The organism is Streptomyces sp. NPDC050485 (genome assembly GCF_044458185.1).
Lineage (GTDB): Bacteria > Actinomycetota > Actinomycetes > Streptomycetales > Streptomycetaceae > Streptomyces.
Map to the genome: position 1 here is coordinate 26,913 of NZ_JBITHR010000007.1, position 17,548 is coordinate 44,460.

A 17,548-nucleotide genomic window follows, 5' to 3' on the forward strand; every position below is an offset into this window, starting at 1 on the left:
GCCCTTCAGCGTGCCGGGAGGGGAAAGTGCCTGACTCGGGTGGTGGTACAGGGTGGCGGTGCGAGTGCCGGTCAGTCGGCGGGGGTGGCCGCCGCCAGGCGCTCGCGGACGCTGCGCGGGCGCATGTCCGTCCAGGTCTCGTCAATGTGCTCAAGGCATTCGGGCAGGGTGCCGCGGGTGCCCTCGTCGAACCATCCGGCGGGGTTCGCCCGCTCCGCCGGCCATACCGAGTACTGCTCCTCGCTGTTCAGAACCACCTTGTAGGCCAGCTCGGTCTCGCTCATCGCGGTCACTCCCCGCTCGTGTCATGGCTGTTGTGGTCATGCGCCCGTTCCCGGCCGCCGTCAGCGGCGCAGCCCGCCCGGGCCAGTAGTTCGCGGCGCTCCTGCGGGGTCATCGCCCACATCCGCAGCACCGCCCCGGCCACCCGCCGCAACAGCTCCGGGTCGGCGGCGTGGGCCGTGACGACCGCGGTCAGCGCCCGGACGGTCGGTGCGCGGAACAGGTCGGCGGCCGCGACCTTGACCCGCAGGGTCTCGCGGAGCCGGGAGTTGAGCCGCAGCGCGTCCAGGGAGCGGCCGCCCAGCGCGAAGAAGTCGCTGTGCGGCCCGACGGACTCCCGAGGCAGGTCGAGGACTTCGGCCCACAGCCCGGCGAGCACGCTCGCCACCGGGCCGTCGGCGGCGGCCGACTCCGGTTGTTCCAGCGGTGGTTCGTCCTGGGTCCGGCCCCCGGGCGCCGCGCCCAGGGTCCGGTCGGTCACCTTGCCGACCGGCGCGTCCGGCTGGTCGAGGAGGGCCGACAGGAGCGCGAGGTAGTCCGCCGCGAGCCGCTCGATCCTGGCCCGGTCGAACAGATCGGTGGCGTAGCTGAACAGGCCGTCGGCCGCCGCCCCGCGCTCGGTGACGGTCAGGATCAGATCGAGCTTGGCGGCGCCGGTGCCGACCAGCTCGTGCGACCAGGCCAAGCCGCCGGGGGCGGCCACCCGCGCCTCCTCGGCGAGCTCGAAGGCGACCTGGTAGACGGGCGAGCGGCCGGGCCGGCGCTCCGGTTGGAGCCGCCCGACCAGGACGTCGAAGGGGACCTCCTTGCGGCCGAACGCGGCGAGGATCCGGGCCCGGGTGCGGTCGAGCAGCTCCTCGAAGTCCGGGTCGCCCGCCGCGTCGCTGCGCAGCGGCAGCATGGTGAACAGCGGCCCGATCAGCTGCTCGGCGGCCAGCCGGTCCCGCAGTGCCACATTGGTGCCGACGACCAGGTCGGGCAGGCCCGAGCGGTGATGCAGCAGCGCCTGGAACGCCGTGAGCAGCACCGGGTACGCAGTGGTGCCGCGCGCCCTGGCGAACTCCCTTACTCTGCCGGTCAGTTCGTCGGGCAGGGCGAACGGCACGGTGCCCCCGGCGTGGCTCGGCGCGGCGGGCCGGGGCCGGTCCGCCGGGAGGTCGAGCAGGGCCGGGGCGCCGGCCAGCTCCCCGCGCCAGAAGCGCAGGGCCTCGTCGAGGACGTCGTCGCTCAGCGCGGCGCGCTCCCGGGTGGCGACGTCGCCGTACTGCACCGGCAGCGCCGGCAGTCGCGGCGCACGGCCCACCGCGGCCGCGTCGTAGCCTTCGGCGAGTTCGGCGAGCAGCACCCCGAACGACCAGCCGTCGTGCACCAGGTGGTGCACATTGAGCAGCAGGACGTGCCGGTGGGCGGAGAGGTGCAGCAGGTCGGCGCGGACCAGCGGGCCGGCTTCGAGGTCGAAGGGCTCCCGGGTGCTCCGGGCCATCAGCCGATCGGCCGCGCCCGCGCGCCCGCCCTCCTCGGTGGCCGACAGGTCGTGCCGCACCCACGGCAGCCGGGGCTCCGCGTGGACGGCCGCCCGGGGCGCGCCGCCGTCGTCGCGGAACACGGTGCGCAGCACCTCGTGCCGGCCCAGCACCGCTTCGAGGGCCTGCCGCAGCAGGGTCTCATCCAGCGGTCCGTGGATCCGCAGGGCCCAGGGCATGTGGTAGGCGGCGGTGCCGGGCGACCACTGCTCGAACAGCCAGATGCGTTCCTGTGCGTACGACACCGCGGGCGCGGCCCCCTCGGGCCGGGGCGCGGGCGGCGCCGCTGCCGGCGGGTCGTCGCGGTCGGCGAGGGCCTGCTCGACCACCTCGGCCACCGTGCGCACCGTGACGGCGCTGGACAGCAGCTCCCTTGCGTGGCCGATGCCGAACCGTTCGCGCAGCCGGTTGGCGGCGCGGACCGCGGCCAGCGAGCCGCCGCCGAGCGCGAAGAAGCTCTCGTCGCGGCCGATGGAGCGGTGGTCGGCGAGATCGAGGAGCTCCGCCCAGAGCCGGGCCACCGCGCCCTCCACCGGGCCGATGGGCGGCTGCCGTTCGGGGGCGGGGCGCGCGGGCGCCGTCCGGACGGCCTCGGTGCGAGGGGCCACGGGCAGTTCGGCGTCGGGGGTGCCCGGGTCGCGTTCGAGGATGTCCCGCACGGCGGCCAGGTCCGCCAGGAAGCCCTTGATGCCGTCGGCCGAGTGGCGGTCGCCGTCGTAGTCGGCGGTCAGCGTGTCCGGTGCGAGCCGCAGCACCACGCCATGGCCGGTCCGCAGCGGCGCGTCGGCCGCCGGAAGGTCGGTGACGACCAGCGGCGGGGGCGTCGCGGCGGGCGGGCCGCCGGCCGCGAGCTCGCCGGACACCTCGATCAGCTCCAGCCCCGCCGCGCCCTCGCGCAGGACACCGACGGCCGCCTCGGTACGTCCTGTGGTGCGGCGCAGCACCGCCAGGACCACGATGGTGAGCCGGTCGAGCGACGGGCTGGGCCACGGGGTGGCGCAGCGGTCCCGGAAGTACTGCGGCACGAGGGGCGCCGGCCGGTCCGGGGGCAGGCCGACGGCCGGGGTTCTGGGCCGGGGCCCGGCGGAGTGCGCGTTCAACGGTCAGCGCCCTTCGGCCTGACGGGCCGGGGTCGTCACCCGCGCCACGAGGTTGTCGCCGAGCACGAGGTGGTCGAGCCGGGAGCGCAGATAGGTGCGCAGCGCTTCCGCCGGGTCGCAGATGACCGGCTGGCCGCGCAGGTTGAAGGAGGTGTTGAGCAGCACGGGAATGCCGGTCAACTCTCCGAAGGCGCCGATGAGTTCCCACAGCCGCTCGTTGTCGGCACGGCGCACGATCTGGATGCGGGCGGTGCCGTCGACGTGGGTCACCGCGGGCAGGGCGGTGCGGTACTCCTCCTTGGTCCGCACCACGAACAGCATGTGGGCGTAGCGGGCGGGGCTGCCGTCGGCGACGTCGAAGAAGCGGTGGACGTCCTCCTCGCGCGCCACGGGGGCGAACGGGCGGAAGTCCTCGCGCTGTTTGACCAGCGTGTTGAGGCGGTCGCGCATGCCGGGGTCGCGTGGGTCGGCGAGGATGCTGCGGTTGCCGAGGGCGCGCGGGCCGAACTCCATGCGGCCCTGGAACCAGGCGACCACGTCGCCGTCGGCGAGCAGCCGGGCGACGTCGCCGACGAGCTGCGGCGCCTCCTCGTAGCGGCGCGCGCTGCACCCGTCCGTCCCGACCAGCAGCGTCGCGATCTCGTCGGCGCCGTACTCGGGCCCCCAGTACGGCATCGTCATCCGGCCGCGCACATCCGCCCGGGCCCGCTGCTGGTGGACGTGGAGGGCGGCGCCGAGTGCGGATCCGTCGTCGCCGGCGGCGGGCTGCACGAAGACGTCGTCGAAGAGGCTACTGCGCGAAATCAGGCCGTTCGCCGTGCAGTTGAGGGCCACGCCCCCGGCCAGGCACAGCCGGCGCAGCCCGGTCTCCTCGGCGAAGTGCCGCAGGACGTGGGTCAGGGTCAGCTCCAGGGCCGTCTGGACGGCGGCCGCCATGTCCATGTGGCGCTGTTCGAGCGGCTCGCCGGGCGCGCGGGGCGGACCGAAGACGCGGGTCAGCTCGCGCAGGGCGCCGGCCTGGGTCTCCTGTTCGCGCCACCCGCGGTTCTCGCCGAGCAGGGGGATCGTGTACGTCCCCTTGGCGCCGAGCCGCACCAGCTCGCCGAGCTGTTCGGCGTGGCGTTCGCGGTCGCCGTAGGGCGCCAGGCCCATCACCTTGTACTCGTCCATCGCGTACTCGAAGCCGAGGTGGAGGGTGGCGGCGCCGTAGAGGGCGCCCAGCGAGTGCAGCGCCGACACCTTGTGCACGGGCTCCATGTCGCGGCCGCGGCCGACGGCCACGGTGAGGCTCTCGGTCTCGCCCATGCCGTCGGCCACCAGGATCAGCGCCTCGTCGAAGCCGCTCAGGTGGTAGGTGCTGGCCGCGTGGGCCATGTGGTGGGACACCGGAACGAAGCGGGTCGACCAGTCCACGTCCGGCCAACGGGAGGCGAGTTGGGCGCGTGCCACCTCGGGCGAGTGCACCTCGTGGAAACGGTCGCGGGTGTAGTCGCCGACCTCGTCGACCTCGGAGTGGCGGTAGTCGAAGCCGTGGGCGACGTGGTCCACGTCGGCCATGTCGAGGCCGGCCTGCCGCAGACAGAATTCGATGGCGCGGACGGGAAAGGCGCCGGTGGTCTTCTCTCCAGTGAACCGCTCCTCGGCGGCGGCCGCCACCACGCCGTCATCGGTGACGAGTGCGGCCGCCGAATCCAGGCCCTGGACGATTCGGTAGTGCCGGGGGTCGAGCCCGGGCAGCCGACGCCGCTTGAAATCGATGCTGTTGTACATGCCGCTGATTCCGATGACTCGCATGGGCTCCCGCCTCGATGTCGTACCGCACCACAAAGCGCACCGGTCCACGAAGACCAACTGGGGTGACAGTAGGCGGGCCCGGCGGAGCCCGTCCCCCGCCCCGAGGCGGGGAATGAACCCCGTCCCCGGGATGGGGAGTTGGCTGCCGGGCGGCGGTACTTTCTGGCAGGTGGCAGCCGTGGGCGACCCGATTTCCGCTGCGGAATGCCGGCACGTGGCAGTCGCCCGTCCGAAGCTTCAGCCAACCAGCCAGGATGCCCGAGGAAACATATGGTCACCGAGTCACCCATTGAGTCCGATGGTCCGGCCACCCTGCGCCGGACCGGATTCGCGAGACTGTGGACCGCCACCACGTTCTCGGCCCTGGCCGACGGCCTGTATCTGATGGTGCTGCCGCTGGTCGCCCTCGATCTGACCCGCTCACCGACGCTCATATCGGGAATCCGCGTCGCGCAGACGCTGGCCGGATTCGCGATCGGTCTGCTGGCCGGCGTCCTGGTGGACCGGTTCAACCGCAAGAGGCTCACCATGCACGCGAATCTGATCCGCGGCACCTGCATGCTGGCCCTCGCGGTGACCGCGAGCCTGGGCGGCCTCCATCTGCCCATGCTGTACGCGGCGGCGTTCCTCATCGGAATCGCGGAGACCGTCACCGACACCGCCGAGCAGGCGCTGGTCCCGATGGTGGTGGAGAAGGAGCGGCTGAGCCGCGCCAACAGTCTCATCTACGGCACCCAGACCGTGCTCAACGACTTCGTCGGCGCTCCGCTGGGCGCCGCGCTGCTGGGGGTGGCGACGGCGGTCGCGCTCTACACCCCGGCCGGGCTGTATCTCGCGGCCGTGGTGGTGCTGCTGCCGCTCAGCGGACGGTTCACCGCACAGCACCACACGACGACCCGGAGCTCCGTCATGGCCGACGTGAAGGCCGGAGTCAAGGAGCTGTGGCGCGACAAGGCGCTGTTCCAGATCGCCCTGTTCCAGAGCTGCTCGCAGTTCGCGAACATGGCCTTCTTCTCGGTGTTCGTGGTGTTCGCGGTCGGCTCGTCCTCCGCGCTCGGCCTGTCGGAGTTCGGCTACAGCCTCCTCATCACCGCCGCCGCGGCCGGCGCGGTGCTGGGGTCGGTCTGTGCCGACCGGGTCATCGGGCGGCTGCGCGGCCGGACGGTCCTGCTGCTCATGACCGGCGGGCTGACCCTCTGCTTCGGCGCTCCCGCGGTGCTCGCCAACCCGTTCGCGGTCGGTGCGGCGCTCGCGGTCTCCGGGTTCGTGACCGCGGTGGGCGGCATCTTCACGGTGTCCTTCCGGCAGTCGTTGGTGCACGAGAGCATGCTGGGGCGGGTGACCGCGGGCAGCCGGATGCTGTCGCTGGCGGCCCGTCCGCTGGGGGCGCTCGCGGGCGGCGCGATCGCCCAACTCGCCTCGCCCAGGGCCCTGTTCATACTGCTCGCGCTCATCATGGCCGCCTCGGTGGGCCTGGTGTGGCGGGTCTCGGCCTCACTGCCCGGCCCGTCCGCCACCGCTCACTGAGCGCGGCGGCCCGCGAGCCCGTGGCGGTAGGCGAAGGCCGCGGCCTGGAGCCGGTCCCGCAGATCGAGTTTCCGCAGCAGCTGGGAGACGTGGTACTTCACGGTGGGCTCGCCGATGAACAGCTGGGCGGCTATCTCCAGGTTCGACAGTCCGTCCGCGACCAGGCCGAGCACCTCCCGCTCCCGTACGGTCAGTGCATCGGCCGCGCCACCGGCGCCGGCGGAGAAGCGGCCCGACAGATGGCCGAGGAGATATCCCGCGACCCGCGCGTCCAGATATCCGTCGCCCGCCATGACGATGCGGATGGCCCGGAGGAATTCCGGCGCCTCCCGGTCCTTCACCAGTATTCCCGCCACCCCGGTGCGGGCCGCGCGTACCACCGAGGCATCGATGTCATGGGTCATCAGAATCACTCGCGGAAAACGGAATTCGCCGGTGCCGGGCGCCCCTGTTGTCGTGGTCGCAGGGGGCCCGCAGACCCGGCGGGCCAGTTCCGTGCCGCTCATTCCGGGCAGATCCATGTCGGCCAGGATCACATCGGGGCGTACCGCTTCCGCGAGGGCGAGGCCCTGCGGCCCGTCGCTCGCCACCCCTGCGACGTCGACGCCGGCGAGAGCGCCGAGCACCGATTCGAGTCCGGCCCTGGACAGTTCACTGCCGTCGCACAGAAGGATCCGTACGGATGCCACCCCGGATGACCGCTGCACGGGACCCGGTCGTTCTCTCGTTTCGCGCACAGTGACCCTTCCTCGAAGTACGGATTCCCTGGAGCCGGATTTGTCTGCCACCATTTCCGCGAGCAAACGCATCGGCGTCTTCTGCGGTTCGCGCCCCGGCACGGGGTGGAAGTACGAACGGACGGCGCTGGAGCTGGGTGCCGCGCTCGCCCGGCGCGGCGCCGGACTGATCTACGGGGTCGGGAAAAGGGGTGCCAACGGCGTGATCGCCAGGGCGGCGCTCAAGGAGGGCGCCCGGGTGACCGGGGTGATTCCCCATGAGCTGTATGCGCAGGATCATCTGCCCGATGCCTGCGGCGAGATATTCGTGGTGCGCTCACTGCGCGAACGCACGTCGCTGATCTACCGGTTGTCGGACGCCTTCCTGGTGCTGCCGGGCGGCTACGACACCCTCGACCAGCTGATGGAGACCGCCGCCCGCAATCAGCTCGGCGTCCATCGGAAGCCGGTGGTCCTTGTGAACGTGGACGGGTTCTTCGACCCGTTGCTGGCCATGCTGGACCGGATGAGCGAGGAGGGCTTCTTCTCCGCCGCGGACCGGGCCATCGTCCAGACCGCGCCCGAACCGGAGGCGGCGCTCGACGCGCTGGGCCTGCCCGAGGTGTACTGCTGAGGCGTCGGCTTCATGGCTTCCTTGAACATGGAGAGCATGGAGTCCTTACGGGGACGGGTCACCGGGGTGCGCCAGGAACGGCAGCCACTGTGACACCGCCTGGTCAACGGGCCATCCACGTCCCATAGATGCCCGTAGAGACGATCTGGGGAGACACTCCGTGGAAACGCTCCGTGGAGACGCTCGTGGATGTCGCCGACCGACGGCGTCCGCGGGCTCGGCGACGACGACGCCGATCGCGCCAAGCCCGCGTACACCGACACACAAGAGCCGGACCGCGCGATCCTGAAGCGCGGCCCGGCCTGGGTCTCATGTCTGCCCGGCCCGTACCCGATGGCATGGGTGTCGGGCCATGTCGAATCTGCCGGCGGCAGGTTCCGGGCCGCTGTTCCGGGCCGGGACGGGCGCCTCGTCCTCCGGGCCGTGCTCGTCGCGCTTGTGGGCCGGGGGGGCTGGGCCACCAGATGTGGCGGCCGACGTCCAGGTTGAGGGCGATGACCATCACCGAGCGGACGACGACCAGGGCGTCGCGGGCGTGCTCCACCGTGCGAAACGCCGCCTTGCTGTCGGCCGGGTCGGAGAGGGTGGCCTGCAGATACGCGTCACCGTCCTTGACCATGGGCCGGGTGACGGTGCTGGGCTCGATACCGAGCAGGGCGAGCAGCCGTTGGTGAAGGGCGTCGGCCTGGGCGGCGTTGCCGGTGACGACCAGCGGGCTGCCGGCGCCCGCGTCGAACTGCCGGGCGAGGATCTGCTCGCCGCGCACGGAGTCCTGCGAGGTGGTGAAGGACTGCTTGTCGGACAGCCCGTTCGAGTTCAGCTGACCCATGCCGATGCCGACCGCGGCGAGCACGACGGCCGTGACGATCCAGGTGGTGCGGGGCAGCCGGGCGATCCGGTGGCCCACCGCCGCCCAGCGGCCGGTGGCGTTGGGTTCGGCGCTGCCCGCCTTCGGCTTGGCGGGCCAGAACACCCACCGGCCGACGACGATCATGAGTGCCGGGAAGAGGCTGAGCATCGCCAGGGCGCCGACCGCGAAGACCGGGCCGAGGCCGCGGGTGGCGTTCATGTCGGCGAGCATCAGGCAGAGCATGCTCGCCGCGACAGTGGAGGCGCCGGCGACGATCGTCGGTCCGGAGCGGCGCAGGGCCACCGCCATGGCCTCGTGGCGGTCCTCGTGGCGCCGCAACTCCTCGCGGTAGCGGGCGATGAGCAGCAGCGAGTAGTCGGTGGTGGCGCCGAAGACGAGGATGGTGAGGATGCCCGCGCCGTCCGCGCTGACCGTGAGGCCGCCGTGCTTGGCCAGGGCGTAGATGAGCGCCTGGACGACTTCCAGGGACACCCCGGCGCAGGCGATCGGCATCAGCCACAGGACCGGGCTGCGGTAGGTGGCCAGCAGGATCGCCACGACGACGATCAGAGTGGACAGCAGCAGCGTGGTGTCGATGCCGCCGACGGCCTTGCTCAGGTCGGACTCGTAGCCCGCGGGCCCGGTGATGTGCACGGCCAGTCCGCTGTCGCCGTGGTCGGCGACGGCGCGGACCGAAGTAACGGCGTCCTTGGACTTGTTGAAGTAGTCGGGTCCGAGGTCGAGCGGCACGATCGTCTGAACGGTGGTGCCGTCCTTGGAGGTGATCGGCCCCGCGACAGGACAGTCGAGGTCGTGCCGGGCGCCGAACGCCTTGGCATCGGCCGCGACCGCCTGCCGGTCCTGCGGGTCAGCCCGGAGGGGCGCTGGTAGATGACGACGGCCGGCACGGTGTACGGGGAGCCGAACTTCGCCTGGGTGTCGAAGACCTGGGTGGATTCGGCGCTGCTGGGCAGCGACGACTTGACGTCGTTCTTCTCCGCTCCGGACAGCTTGCCCGCGAACAAGCCGGTGACGGCGAGGATCACCAGCCACAGGGCGATCACGACGTACTTGGTGCGGCGGCCGGTGATGAACGCGACGCTCACCCGTCGCGGCGGGCGATCACCCGGTACGCGTTGGAGAACCGGGTCCGCCGTACCAGCGGGTTGAGCAGCTGGTCGAGCCCGTACACCGCGATCAGCACCGGCACGGCCGCCCACACCAGCGCGAAACGAACGGCCCGGGCGGCGCGGTCCGGGCGGCGGGGCCGCCAGGGTGCGTCGTCGCGCGGCAGCAGCCGGTCGAACAGGAACCAGGTGGCGCACACCAGGTCGGCCGGGATGTGGGCGTCGCGGCGCTCGGCCACCTCGATGGTGAAGCCGAGCTCGCGCAGCCGCCGGCACAGATTGCCCATCGGGACCATGTTCAGGTGCTGGGGCTGGAACCAGGGCAGCCAGAGCCGGCCGAGCAGCCGTCCCGACAGCGACTCGGGGTCAGGGACCTCTATCAGGAGATGGCCGCCGGGCGCCAACGCCGTGTGCGCGGCGGCGAGTTCGCGGTGCGGGTCGAGGGTGTGCTCCAAGTAGTGGAACATGCTGACCGCGTCGTAACAGCCGGCCATCTCGTCGGCGAGGTCCACGAACAGCCCCCGGTAGGCCTCCTGGATGCGGCCCTCCTTGGCGGCGTGCTCGACGCCCTCGCCCATGTCGAGCCCGTCGAACTCGGTGTCGGGCAGCACCTCCTTGGCGGTGGCGCAGAAGTGGCCCAGCGAGGTGCCGACGTCCAGCCACCGGCCGGGCAGGGCGACCCGCCGCAGGGCCCGGGCGCTGCGGCGGAACCGTTTCTTGCTGCCGTTGCCCTCGAACATCTTGGCAGTCGTCTCGGCGCCGAGCCCGTCGTAGAAGTCCCGGTAGTAGAAGTCCAGACCCTCCTGGCTCAGCCTCGGGTTCTGGAAGATGTGGCCGCAGCCCCGGCACTGGTCGAGGACGAACTCGCCCGGCTTGCCCTGGATGAGGTCCGTGGTGCGGAACTTGCGGCGCAGCTCCGTGCCCAGGCACCACGGGCAGTCGGTGCGCGCCGGCCGGAAGAAGCGGCCCGTGCCACGGGCCAGCTCGTCCTGGTACGAGGGGCGGAGCTGGGCGATCCGTTCACTGTCGGGCATGTGCGTCCCTCTCTGTGGGGGCTCTGTGGGGGGTGCGGGGGCTTTATCGGGGGTGTCCCGCGACGGGCGCGGCGGCGGCGAGTTGTTCCAGGTGCGTGGCGGCGGCCGACTCGCCGCCGGCGGCGCGGAAGGCGTCCCGGACGTGGCGGGCCGCGTCCCGGTAGCCCGGCTCGGTCACCACCGCGTCCAGCGCCGCGCCGATCTGCTCGCGCCCCGCCCGCGCGAACTTCACCCTCAACCCGGCCCCGGCGCCGACCACTTGGGCCGCCACGACCGGCTGGTCGTCCCGGATCGGGGCGACCACCAGGGGCACCCCGTGCCACAGCGCCTCGGTGACGGTGTTGTGCCCCGCGTGGCAGACGACCGCCGACATCCGCTCCAGGACGGCGACTTGCGGCAGGTCCGCCCTGACCAGCACATCGGGCCCGGGTGGCACCGCCCCGAGCAGCCCGCCGGGGTCGCAGACCACCGCCCGCAGCTGTCCGGCGCGGGCGCGGATCGCCGCAACGCTCTCGGCGAGGAAGCGGCCGCCCGCGTCGGTGTTCGCCGTACCCAGCGTGACCAGGACGGATGCCGTCCCCGGCGGCAGGTCCAGCCACTGCCAGGGGAAGTCCCCACAGGCGGAGCGCCGGGCGGCCAGCGCCGGTCCGACGAAGCAGAGGTCGGTCTCCGGTGCGGTGTACGGGCCGGTCAGCTCGGGGGTGGTGAAGGCGAGGGTGAGCGCCGGTGAGAAGCGCGGGTCGTACGTGGCGGCCGGATCGCCGATGCGCTCTCGCAGCTCCCGGAGCAGCCCGGTGAGCCAGCTGCGCACGCCCGGCATTGCGGCCATGCTCTCGGTCAGCTCGGCCGACGTGGTCGACGAGGTCGCGAACGGCACGCCGAGCCGCTCCGCCACCAGGGCGCCCGCCACGGTCTGCTGGTCGGCCACCACCACGTCCGGCCGGAAGGCGGTGATCGCCGCCGCCACCCCGGGCGCCATCGCCTCGGCGAGCGGGCCGAGGAAGTCGGCCCACAGGAACTTCAGGGCCGCGACCCCGCGCAGTTGGGGCGGCCGCCCCGCGAGGTGGTCGGGCCCGGCGCACACGTACACCCGGGGCCGCTCCCCCACCAGCCGCTCGACGATCCCGGGCCGCCCCGCCCACGCCACCTCGTGGCCGCGCGCGGTCAACTCGGCGGCGACGGCGGCCGCCGGGTTGATGTGTCCGGTCAGCGGCGGCACGACGAACAGGAAGCGGCTCACCGGACCGGCCCCGGTCCACTGGGCTCGGGCGCGGCCCCGGCGTGCTCGCGGACCCAGTCCAGGGCGAGCCGCCCGACGGCGTCGGAGGCCTCGACCAGGACCGAGTGCTTCTGCCCGGGCACCACCGCGACCCGGCAGTGCGGCAGCAGCGACCGCAGCCGGGCGGACTCGGCGGCCACCAGGCCCTCCTGCCCGTTGACCAGGAGCACCGGGCAGCGGACCCCGCCGAGCTGTTCGTCGGTGAGCACCCGTCCGGTGGGCATGTCCTCGGCGATGGTGGTGGAGCGTACGAGCCGGGCGGCGGCCCGGCCGAGCCGGCGGATGTGCGCGTCGTGGCGGGCGTCGCCGGTCCGGGTCGAGGAGAGCGTCCCGTACTGCTCGGTGAACCACACCAGCGCCTCGTCGTCCCCCATGTCCCCGGCGTGTCGCAGGGCGGACGTCATGGTGTGGGACCAGGCCCGGCTGGCGGGCCCCGACTCGACCACGGTGACGGTGGCGACGCGCTCGGGCCGGTGGACGACGAAGTCGAGGGCGACCGTGCCGCCGAAGGAGTTGCCGACGAGGTGGACGGGGTGGGCGATGCCCAGTTCGTCGAGCAGGGCGTCGAGATCGGCAGTGAAGTGCTCCAGGGCGTAACCGCTGGGCGGGCGCTCGCTGCGGCCGTGTCCCCGCAGGTCGTACATGACGGCGTCGAACCCGGCCGCCGCGAACCGGGGGCCGAGGGTGAAGTAGTAGCTGGCGAGGCTGTCGATGAAGGCGCCGTGGACGAACACCACGCTCGCGTACGGCCGTTGGTGGGGCGGGCGCAACCGCTGGACGTGCAGGCCGAGACCGTTCGCGCGGATCATGACCATGCAGCTGCTCCCGCTTCCGGGGCCGCGCCGAGGCTGTGCAGCACATGGTCGACGAGCCGTCCGACGGACAGCGCGATGACCTCGTCGATCTCCAGAGAGGCCACGAACTCGGCGAAGTTGACCTGTTCGCCGTACCGCTCCTGGAGGTGTCCGGACAACATGACGAGGTCGATGCTTTCCAGCTCCAGGTCGTCGCCGAACAGGGTCTCGGGGCGGATGTCGGCGGGGTCGGGGGCATAGTCCCCGAGCACCTCCACGATCAGCCCGGCGATCTCGGCCAGGACCCTCTCCTCGTCCGGCGGTGCAAGGGGGGCGGGGCCGGGGGGCCGTTCGCTGGTGGTCACTGAGTGCTCTCCTCGGGGGTCGTCGCAGACGTGGTCCAGGCCACGACATGGGTGGGGTCGACGAGGGTGCAATGGACGTGGTGGCGGCGGCCGTCGACGGTGACGGTGAGGGAGTCGGGGGCCGCCCCGGTCACTTCGAAGGCGTGCGGCCGCCCGCCGAACCCGGTGCCCTCCGCCTTGGCGGCGGCCTCCTTGGCCGCCCAGAACCGGGTGAACCACAGGGCCTCGGACTCGCCGGACCCGGCGGCGACGAGGCTGCCGAGAAGGGCGAGTTCGCGGGGGCCGAGGGCGACGCGGTGGGTCTCGGGGGTGCGGTCCGCGATCTCTTCGATGTCGATGCCGACGCCGTTCGAGTGCGGGCTGTGCCCCGGCGGGCGTACGAGTGCGACCGCGAGGTCGCCCCGGTGGGCGAGGGACAGGTCCAGCGCCGGGAGCGTCCGCCCGTGCACCCCCACCGCACGCGGCCGCCCCGACTCCTCGTTCACGATCTCGATCTCGGCCGGGAACACCGCGCCCTCGCCGCGCTCCCACAGCCACCGCCGGACCGCGTCCTTGGCGGCGATCCGGCCGAGCAGCCACTGCCGCCGGCCGCGCGGCGGCCTCGCCCCGTACGCCTCCCGCTCGGCCCGGCCCAGTTGCGTGCGCATCAGCAGGTCGCGGGAGGCCAGGTCCGGCCATACGTCCCGCAGCAGGCACCAGCCGCCGGGCTGTGCCTCGGCGAGGGCGCGGTGTTCCGGGTAGCCGCCGGACCTGCGCGCGTCGAGCCCGGAGAACCGGCGGTCGCGCCAGCCGGAGAGCTCCGCCCACACCGTCCCGTCCGGCAGGGTGAGCCGGACGTCCGCGAGGAGGGTGTCCTCGGTGAGCGAGGTGATGACGGCATGGCAGTCGACGCGGGTGCCGGTGGGCGGGGGCGGCCCGTGGAAGCGGGCCCGCTCCAGGGCGACCGGGAAGATCACGGTCCGGGTGGGGTGGGTCGACATCAGCCAGTAGCCGAGGAGTTGGCCCACGTTGTCGAGGAGCGCGCCCGGCGCGGACGGCGTGGTGATCGTGCCCCGGACGTGGCCGGGCCCGACCCCGCGCAGCGCGGTGACGCCCCGGAAGGCGGGCCCGTGGAACATCCACCGGTCCTCGTACAGCTGGGCCGCCTTGATGGAGGGCGGACGCTCGTCGGCCGCGTCCAGGGGTGGTGCGGGCGGCGGGGCCGGGTAGCCGGGGGCGAGGTGGACGGTCGCGCCGGCGTACGGCCCGAACGCGACCGCCCACCGGCCGGGGCCCTGCGGCCGGGCGGTGATGGTCACATCCACGGCCGGGATGGCGTTGACCCACTTCTCCAGCCGTACGTCGTGCACGGCGACCGCCCGCTGCCCGGGCGCGGCACGCTCGGCGGCGGCCATCAGGTGGTGCAGGACGGTGGTGGCGGGGACGACCGGATGCCGGTCGGCGGGATCGGGCCAGCCGGGCCGCTGCGGGAAGAAGCAGTGGTCGAGGAGGTAGGGCATGGCGGTGGTGGAGACGCGGAGTCGGGTGCGGTGCTCGGAGGGTGGGGGGGGGGGGGGGGGGGGGGGGGGGCGGGGGCCGGGGGCCCCCCCCCCGCCTCCGGAGCCCCCGCCCCCTCCAGTACGGCCGTGACACTGTCCACCGTCTCCCGCATCAGCGCGTCGAGCTCTGCGGCGACGGGGTGGCGCCGGGTGAGGGAGTCGCTCAACAGGCGTGTGGCGGCGGGGAGTTCAGCCTCCGATTCCGTACGGGGGCGCAGCTCGGCACGTAACTCGTCCAGGCGGTGGGGGTCGAGAGGGACCAGCGCGGCCGTGAGGTCGAGGGGGATCGGGGCGGCGGAGGAGGAGCGCGGCCCGTCCGGCCGGGCAGGCGCCCACGCGTACCCCTCCGCCCACAGCCCCGTCTCCACCCGCAGCAGTTGGGCGAGTCCGCCGCGCTGGGGCGAGTTGGCGGAGAGCGTGAGGTGGTCGCGGTCCTTGAGGGTGTCGTCGATCAGCGAGGTCAGACGGCCCGTGCCCACCTGGACGAAGGCGCGGAAGCCCGCCGCGTACATGGCGTCGACGAGCGGCCGGAACCGTACCGGCTCCAGGAGATGGCGGACGAACAGGGCGCGGACCTCGTCGGGGTCGGCCGGGAACGGGGCCGCCGTGGTGCCGGACCAGACCGGGACCCGCTGCGGAAGGATCTCCGCCGCGTCCACGCCCCGCTTCATGGGGCCCAGATACGGGGCGAGCATCGGCGTGTGGAAGCCGGAGCGGAACGGGAGCACCTGGCAGATCACGCGCTCGGCCCGGAACTTCGCCACGAACTCCTCGACCGGCTGTTCCGGGCCGCACACCATCGACTGACCGGGCGAGTTGTCGTGCGAGAGGACGAGATCCGGCCAGTCGGTGAGCGCCTCGCCCACCCGGGCCGCCGGGGCGCCGATCGCCGCGAACGTCAGACCCGGCACCCGGAGCGAGTCGGGGTCGAAGGAGGCGAAGAAGTCGTCCGCCTGGCCGGCGGCGAACATGCCGCCCGCGATCATCGCCGCCCATTCTCCGACGCTGTGTCCGGCGACCCCCTCGGGCCGGACGCCGAGCACGCGCAGGGCCTCGTCGAGGATCCGGCCGACGCGGAGCACACCGAGCCCGTGCCGGGCGACGTCGGTCGCCTCGGTGTACGCACGGCCCGGCAGCCGCAGCCCGTAGTGCTCGGCCACCTCATCCACCCGGGGGGCGAACTCGGCCTCCAGACCGGGGAAGACGAACGCCACCTTGCCCCCGCCCGCCTTCCCGAGCAGCGGGCGCGGGGCGAACCACACGTCGCTGCGACCGCGCCACGGGCGGCCCCGGGCCACCGCCCGGCGTGCGAGCGCCAGCCGCTTGGCGGTCGGATCGACGATGCCGAGCCGGGCGGCGGGGTTCTTGGGAGTGCCCTGCGCGTACGGGACGGAGGCACGTGGCCCGTACGAGGCGGAAGCACCCTGCGCGTACGAGGCGTCGCCCCGCTCCCGTACCGTCGTGTCGTCCGCGTCCAGGAGCCGCGCCAGGCCCTCGGCCGTGTCGGCGCTCAGGCGCAGCACCCGCTCCGGTTCGCGCACGGCCGCCCGGCGCGGAGCCGCCACGGCGCCCGGGGCCTGCTCCAGGACCACATGGGCGTTGATCCCGCCGAACCCGAACGCGTTGACGGCGGCCCGGCGCAGCGGCTCCTCCCACGGGCGGGCGAGGGCCGCCGGGCGGAACCGGGTGCGGGCGAGGGCTGGGTGCGGCTCGTCGCAGTGCAGGGTCGGCAGCAGGGTCGCATGGTGGACGGCGAGGGCCGCCTTCACCAGTCCGGCGACGCCTGCGGCGGGCATGCAGTGGCCGATCATCGACTTCACCGAGCCGATGACTGCCGGGACCGCGCCGTCCGCGCCCGGCCCGAACACCTCGGCCAGCGTGGCCAGTTCAGCCGCGTCGCCCGCCGGAGTGCCGGTGCCGTGCGCCTCCAGGAGGCCGAGGGAACCGGGGGCGCGCGGGTCGAGGCCCGCCGCTCGCCAGGCTTGGCGGACCGCGCGGGTCTGGCCGCCCGGGTCGGGGTTCATCAGCCCGGCGGCTCGGCCGTCGCCCGCGACGCCGGTGCCACGGATCACGGCGTACACACGGTCGCCGTCGCGTTCGGCGTCCGCGAGACGCTTGAGGACGACGACACCCGTACCCTCTCCGATGAGGATGCCGTCGGCCGCCGCGTGGAAGGGGCGGCTGCGCTGACTCGGCGAGAGGGCGCGAAGCTGGGCGAAGACACTCCACAGGGTGATGTCGTGGCAGTGGTGCACCCCGCCCGCGAGCATCATGTCGCAGCGGCCCGCGGCCAGTTCGCCCACCGCCTGGTCGACCGCGATCAGCGAGGACGCGCAGGCCGCGTCCACCGTGTACGCCGGCCCCCGCAGGTCGAGCCGGTTGGCGATGCGGGACGCCGCCAGATTGGGGACGAGCCCGATGGCCGACTCCGGGTGCTCGGGTCCCAACGTCTCGGTGAAGGCGGCCCGAACCCGGTCGAGCTGGTCCGGGGCGAGGTGGGGCATGAGCTCGCCCAGGGTGCGCGTCAACTGGTGGGCGGTGCGCACCCGTTGGTCGAGACGGACGAGGCCCGGGTTGAGGTATCCGCCCCGGCCCAGGACCACCCCGACCCGGCCGCGCTCGGGCAGCCGCTCCTCGCCGCCCGCGTCCGCGATCGCCCGGGCCGCGACCGAGAGCGCGATGAGCTGGTCGGGCTCGGTGCCCGCGACCGAGCTGGGCATGATGCCGAAGCGGGCGGCGTCGACCTCGGCGAGGCCGTCGACGAAGCCGCCGCGCCGGCAGTAGATCCGGTCGGCGGCGCCGCCCGGGTCGCCGGGCCGGTAGTAGACCGGGTCCCAGCGCCCCTCGGGCACCTCCCGTACGGCGTCCACACCGTCGACAAGGTTGCGCCAGTAGGCGTCGAGATCCTTGGCGCCGGGCAGCAGGACGGCCATGCCGACGATGGCGACGGGGATGTGACGCTCCGTCAAATCAACTGTGTCTGGC

13 protein-coding genes are annotated in these 17,548 nt (G+C 73.3%); 2 read left to right on the forward strand and 11 right to left on the reverse strand.

Annotation, left to right across the window (positions count from 1 at the left end):
- Positions 1-71: 71 nt before the first annotated feature.
- From ACIBK6_RS16185 to ACIBK6_RS16195, 3 genes are read right to left on the reverse strand one after another with little or no spacing between them, the layout of a single operon-like run.
- Complete coding sequence (locus ACIBK6_RS16185) at positions 72-284, reverse strand: MbtH family protein (RefSeq protein WP_399051880.1); 213 nt, start codon at positions 282-284, stop codon at positions 72-74.
- A 5-nt stretch (positions 285-289) separates the two neighbouring features.
- The gene (locus ACIBK6_RS16190; RefSeq protein ID WP_399051881.1) at positions 290-2,905 is read right to left on the reverse strand and encodes a condensation domain-containing protein; all 2,616 of its coding nucleotides are present in this window, start codon (positions 2,903-2,905) and stop codon (positions 290-292) included.
- Between the two features lie 3 nt (positions 2,906-2,908).
- Complete coding sequence (locus ACIBK6_RS16195; RefSeq protein WP_399051882.1) at positions 2,909-4,699, reverse strand: carbamoyltransferase; 1,791 nt, start codon at positions 4,697-4,699, stop codon at positions 2,909-2,911.
- A 270-nt stretch (positions 4,700-4,969) separates the two neighbouring features.
- On the opposite strand from ACIBK6_RS16195, the gene ACIBK6_RS16200 reads away from it, so the two are divergent.
- The gene (locus ACIBK6_RS16200) at positions 4,970-6,226 is read left to right on the forward strand and encodes an MFS transporter (protein ID WP_399051883.1); all 1,257 of its coding nucleotides are present in this window, start codon (positions 4,970-4,972) and stop codon (positions 6,224-6,226) included.
- Here the strand turns inward: ACIBK6_RS16200 and ACIBK6_RS16205 are convergent.
- Positions 6,220-6,933: a LuxR C-terminal-related transcriptional regulator gene (locus ACIBK6_RS16205; RefSeq protein WP_399051884.1), complete on the reverse strand. Its 714-nt coding sequence runs from the start codon at positions 6,931-6,933 to the stop codon at positions 6,220-6,222. The genes ACIBK6_RS16200 and ACIBK6_RS16205 overlap by 7 nt on opposite strands.
- Before the next feature lie 70 nt (positions 6,934-7,003).
- Between ACIBK6_RS16205 and ACIBK6_RS16210 the strand changes: the two genes are divergently transcribed.
- Complete coding sequence (locus ACIBK6_RS16210; RefSeq protein WP_399051885.1) at positions 7,004-7,576, forward strand: TIGR00730 family Rossman fold protein; 573 nt, start codon at positions 7,004-7,006, stop codon at positions 7,574-7,576.
- Positions 7,577-7,679: 103 nt separating this feature from the next.
- Here ACIBK6_RS16210 and ACIBK6_RS16215 read toward each other — a convergent pair whose 3' ends face one another.
- Genes ACIBK6_RS16215 through ACIBK6_RS16245 form a run of 7 tightly spaced genes read right to left on the reverse strand, consistent with a single transcriptional unit; the run spans position 7,680 to position 17,532 of the window.
- A complete protein-coding gene (locus ACIBK6_RS16215; protein ID WP_399051886.1) occupies positions 7,680-9,479 on the reverse strand; it encodes an MMPL family transporter in 1,800 nt (599 codons plus the stop codon).
- Between the two features lie 49 nt (positions 9,480-9,528).
- Complete coding sequence (locus tag ACIBK6_RS16220) at positions 9,529-10,587, reverse strand: class I SAM-dependent methyltransferase (RefSeq protein WP_399051887.1); 1,059 nt, start codon at positions 10,585-10,587, stop codon at positions 9,529-9,531.
- Positions 10,588-10,630: 43 nt separating this feature from the next.
- On the reverse strand, positions 10,631-11,827 hold the full coding sequence (locus tag ACIBK6_RS16225) for a glycosyltransferase (protein WP_399051888.1): 1,197 nt from the start codon (positions 11,825-11,827) through the stop codon (positions 10,631-10,633).
- Entirely contained in the window at positions 11,824-12,681 is an 858-nt protein-coding gene (locus ACIBK6_RS16230; RefSeq protein ID WP_399051889.1) for an alpha/beta fold hydrolase, read from the reverse strand. Before ACIBK6_RS16230 ends, ACIBK6_RS16225 begins: the two co-directional genes overlap by 4 nt.
- Complete coding sequence (locus ACIBK6_RS16235; protein WP_399051890.1) at positions 12,672-13,025, reverse strand: phosphopantetheine-binding protein; 354 nt, start codon at positions 13,023-13,025, stop codon at positions 12,672-12,674. Before ACIBK6_RS16235 ends, ACIBK6_RS16230 begins: the two co-directional genes overlap by 10 nt.
- A complete protein-coding gene (locus tag ACIBK6_RS16240) occupies positions 13,022-14,524 on the reverse strand; it encodes a 4'-phosphopantetheinyl transferase superfamily protein (protein WP_399051891.1) in 1,503 nt (500 codons plus the stop codon). Before ACIBK6_RS16240 ends, ACIBK6_RS16235 begins: the two co-directional genes overlap by 4 nt.
- Positions 14,419-17,532, reverse strand: a complete 3,114-nt coding sequence (locus tag ACIBK6_RS16245; RefSeq protein ID WP_399051892.1) for a beta-ketoacyl synthase N-terminal-like domain-containing protein — start codon at positions 17,530-17,532, stop codon at positions 14,419-14,421. Before ACIBK6_RS16245 ends, ACIBK6_RS16240 begins: the two co-directional genes overlap by 106 nt.
- Positions 17,533-17,548 lie beyond the last annotated feature (16 nt).

Coding starts and splice junctions, on each gene's coding strand:
- ACIBK6_RS16185 (WP_399051880.1), bottom strand. CDS start 284: ATGAGCGAGACCGAGCTGGCCTACAAGGTGGTTCTGAACAGCGAGGAG.
- ACIBK6_RS16195 (WP_399051882.1), bottom strand. CDS start 4,699: ATGCGAGTCATCGGAATCAGCGGCATGTACAACAGCATCGATTTCAAG.
- ACIBK6_RS16200 (WP_399051883.1), top strand. CDS start 4,970: ATGGTCACCGAGTCACCCATTGAGTCCGATGGTCCGGCCACCCTGCGC.
- ACIBK6_RS16220 (WP_399051887.1), bottom strand. CDS start 10,587: ATGCCCGACAGTGAACGGATCGCCCAGCTCCGCCCCTCGTACCAGGAC.
- ACIBK6_RS16230 (WP_399051889.1), bottom strand. CDS start 12,681: ATGGTCATGATCCGCGCGAACGGTCTCGGCCTGCACGTCCAGCGGTTG.
- ACIBK6_RS16240 (WP_399051891.1), bottom strand. CDS start 14,524: ATGCCCTACCTCCTCGACCACTGCTTCTTCCCGCAGCGGCCCGGCTGG.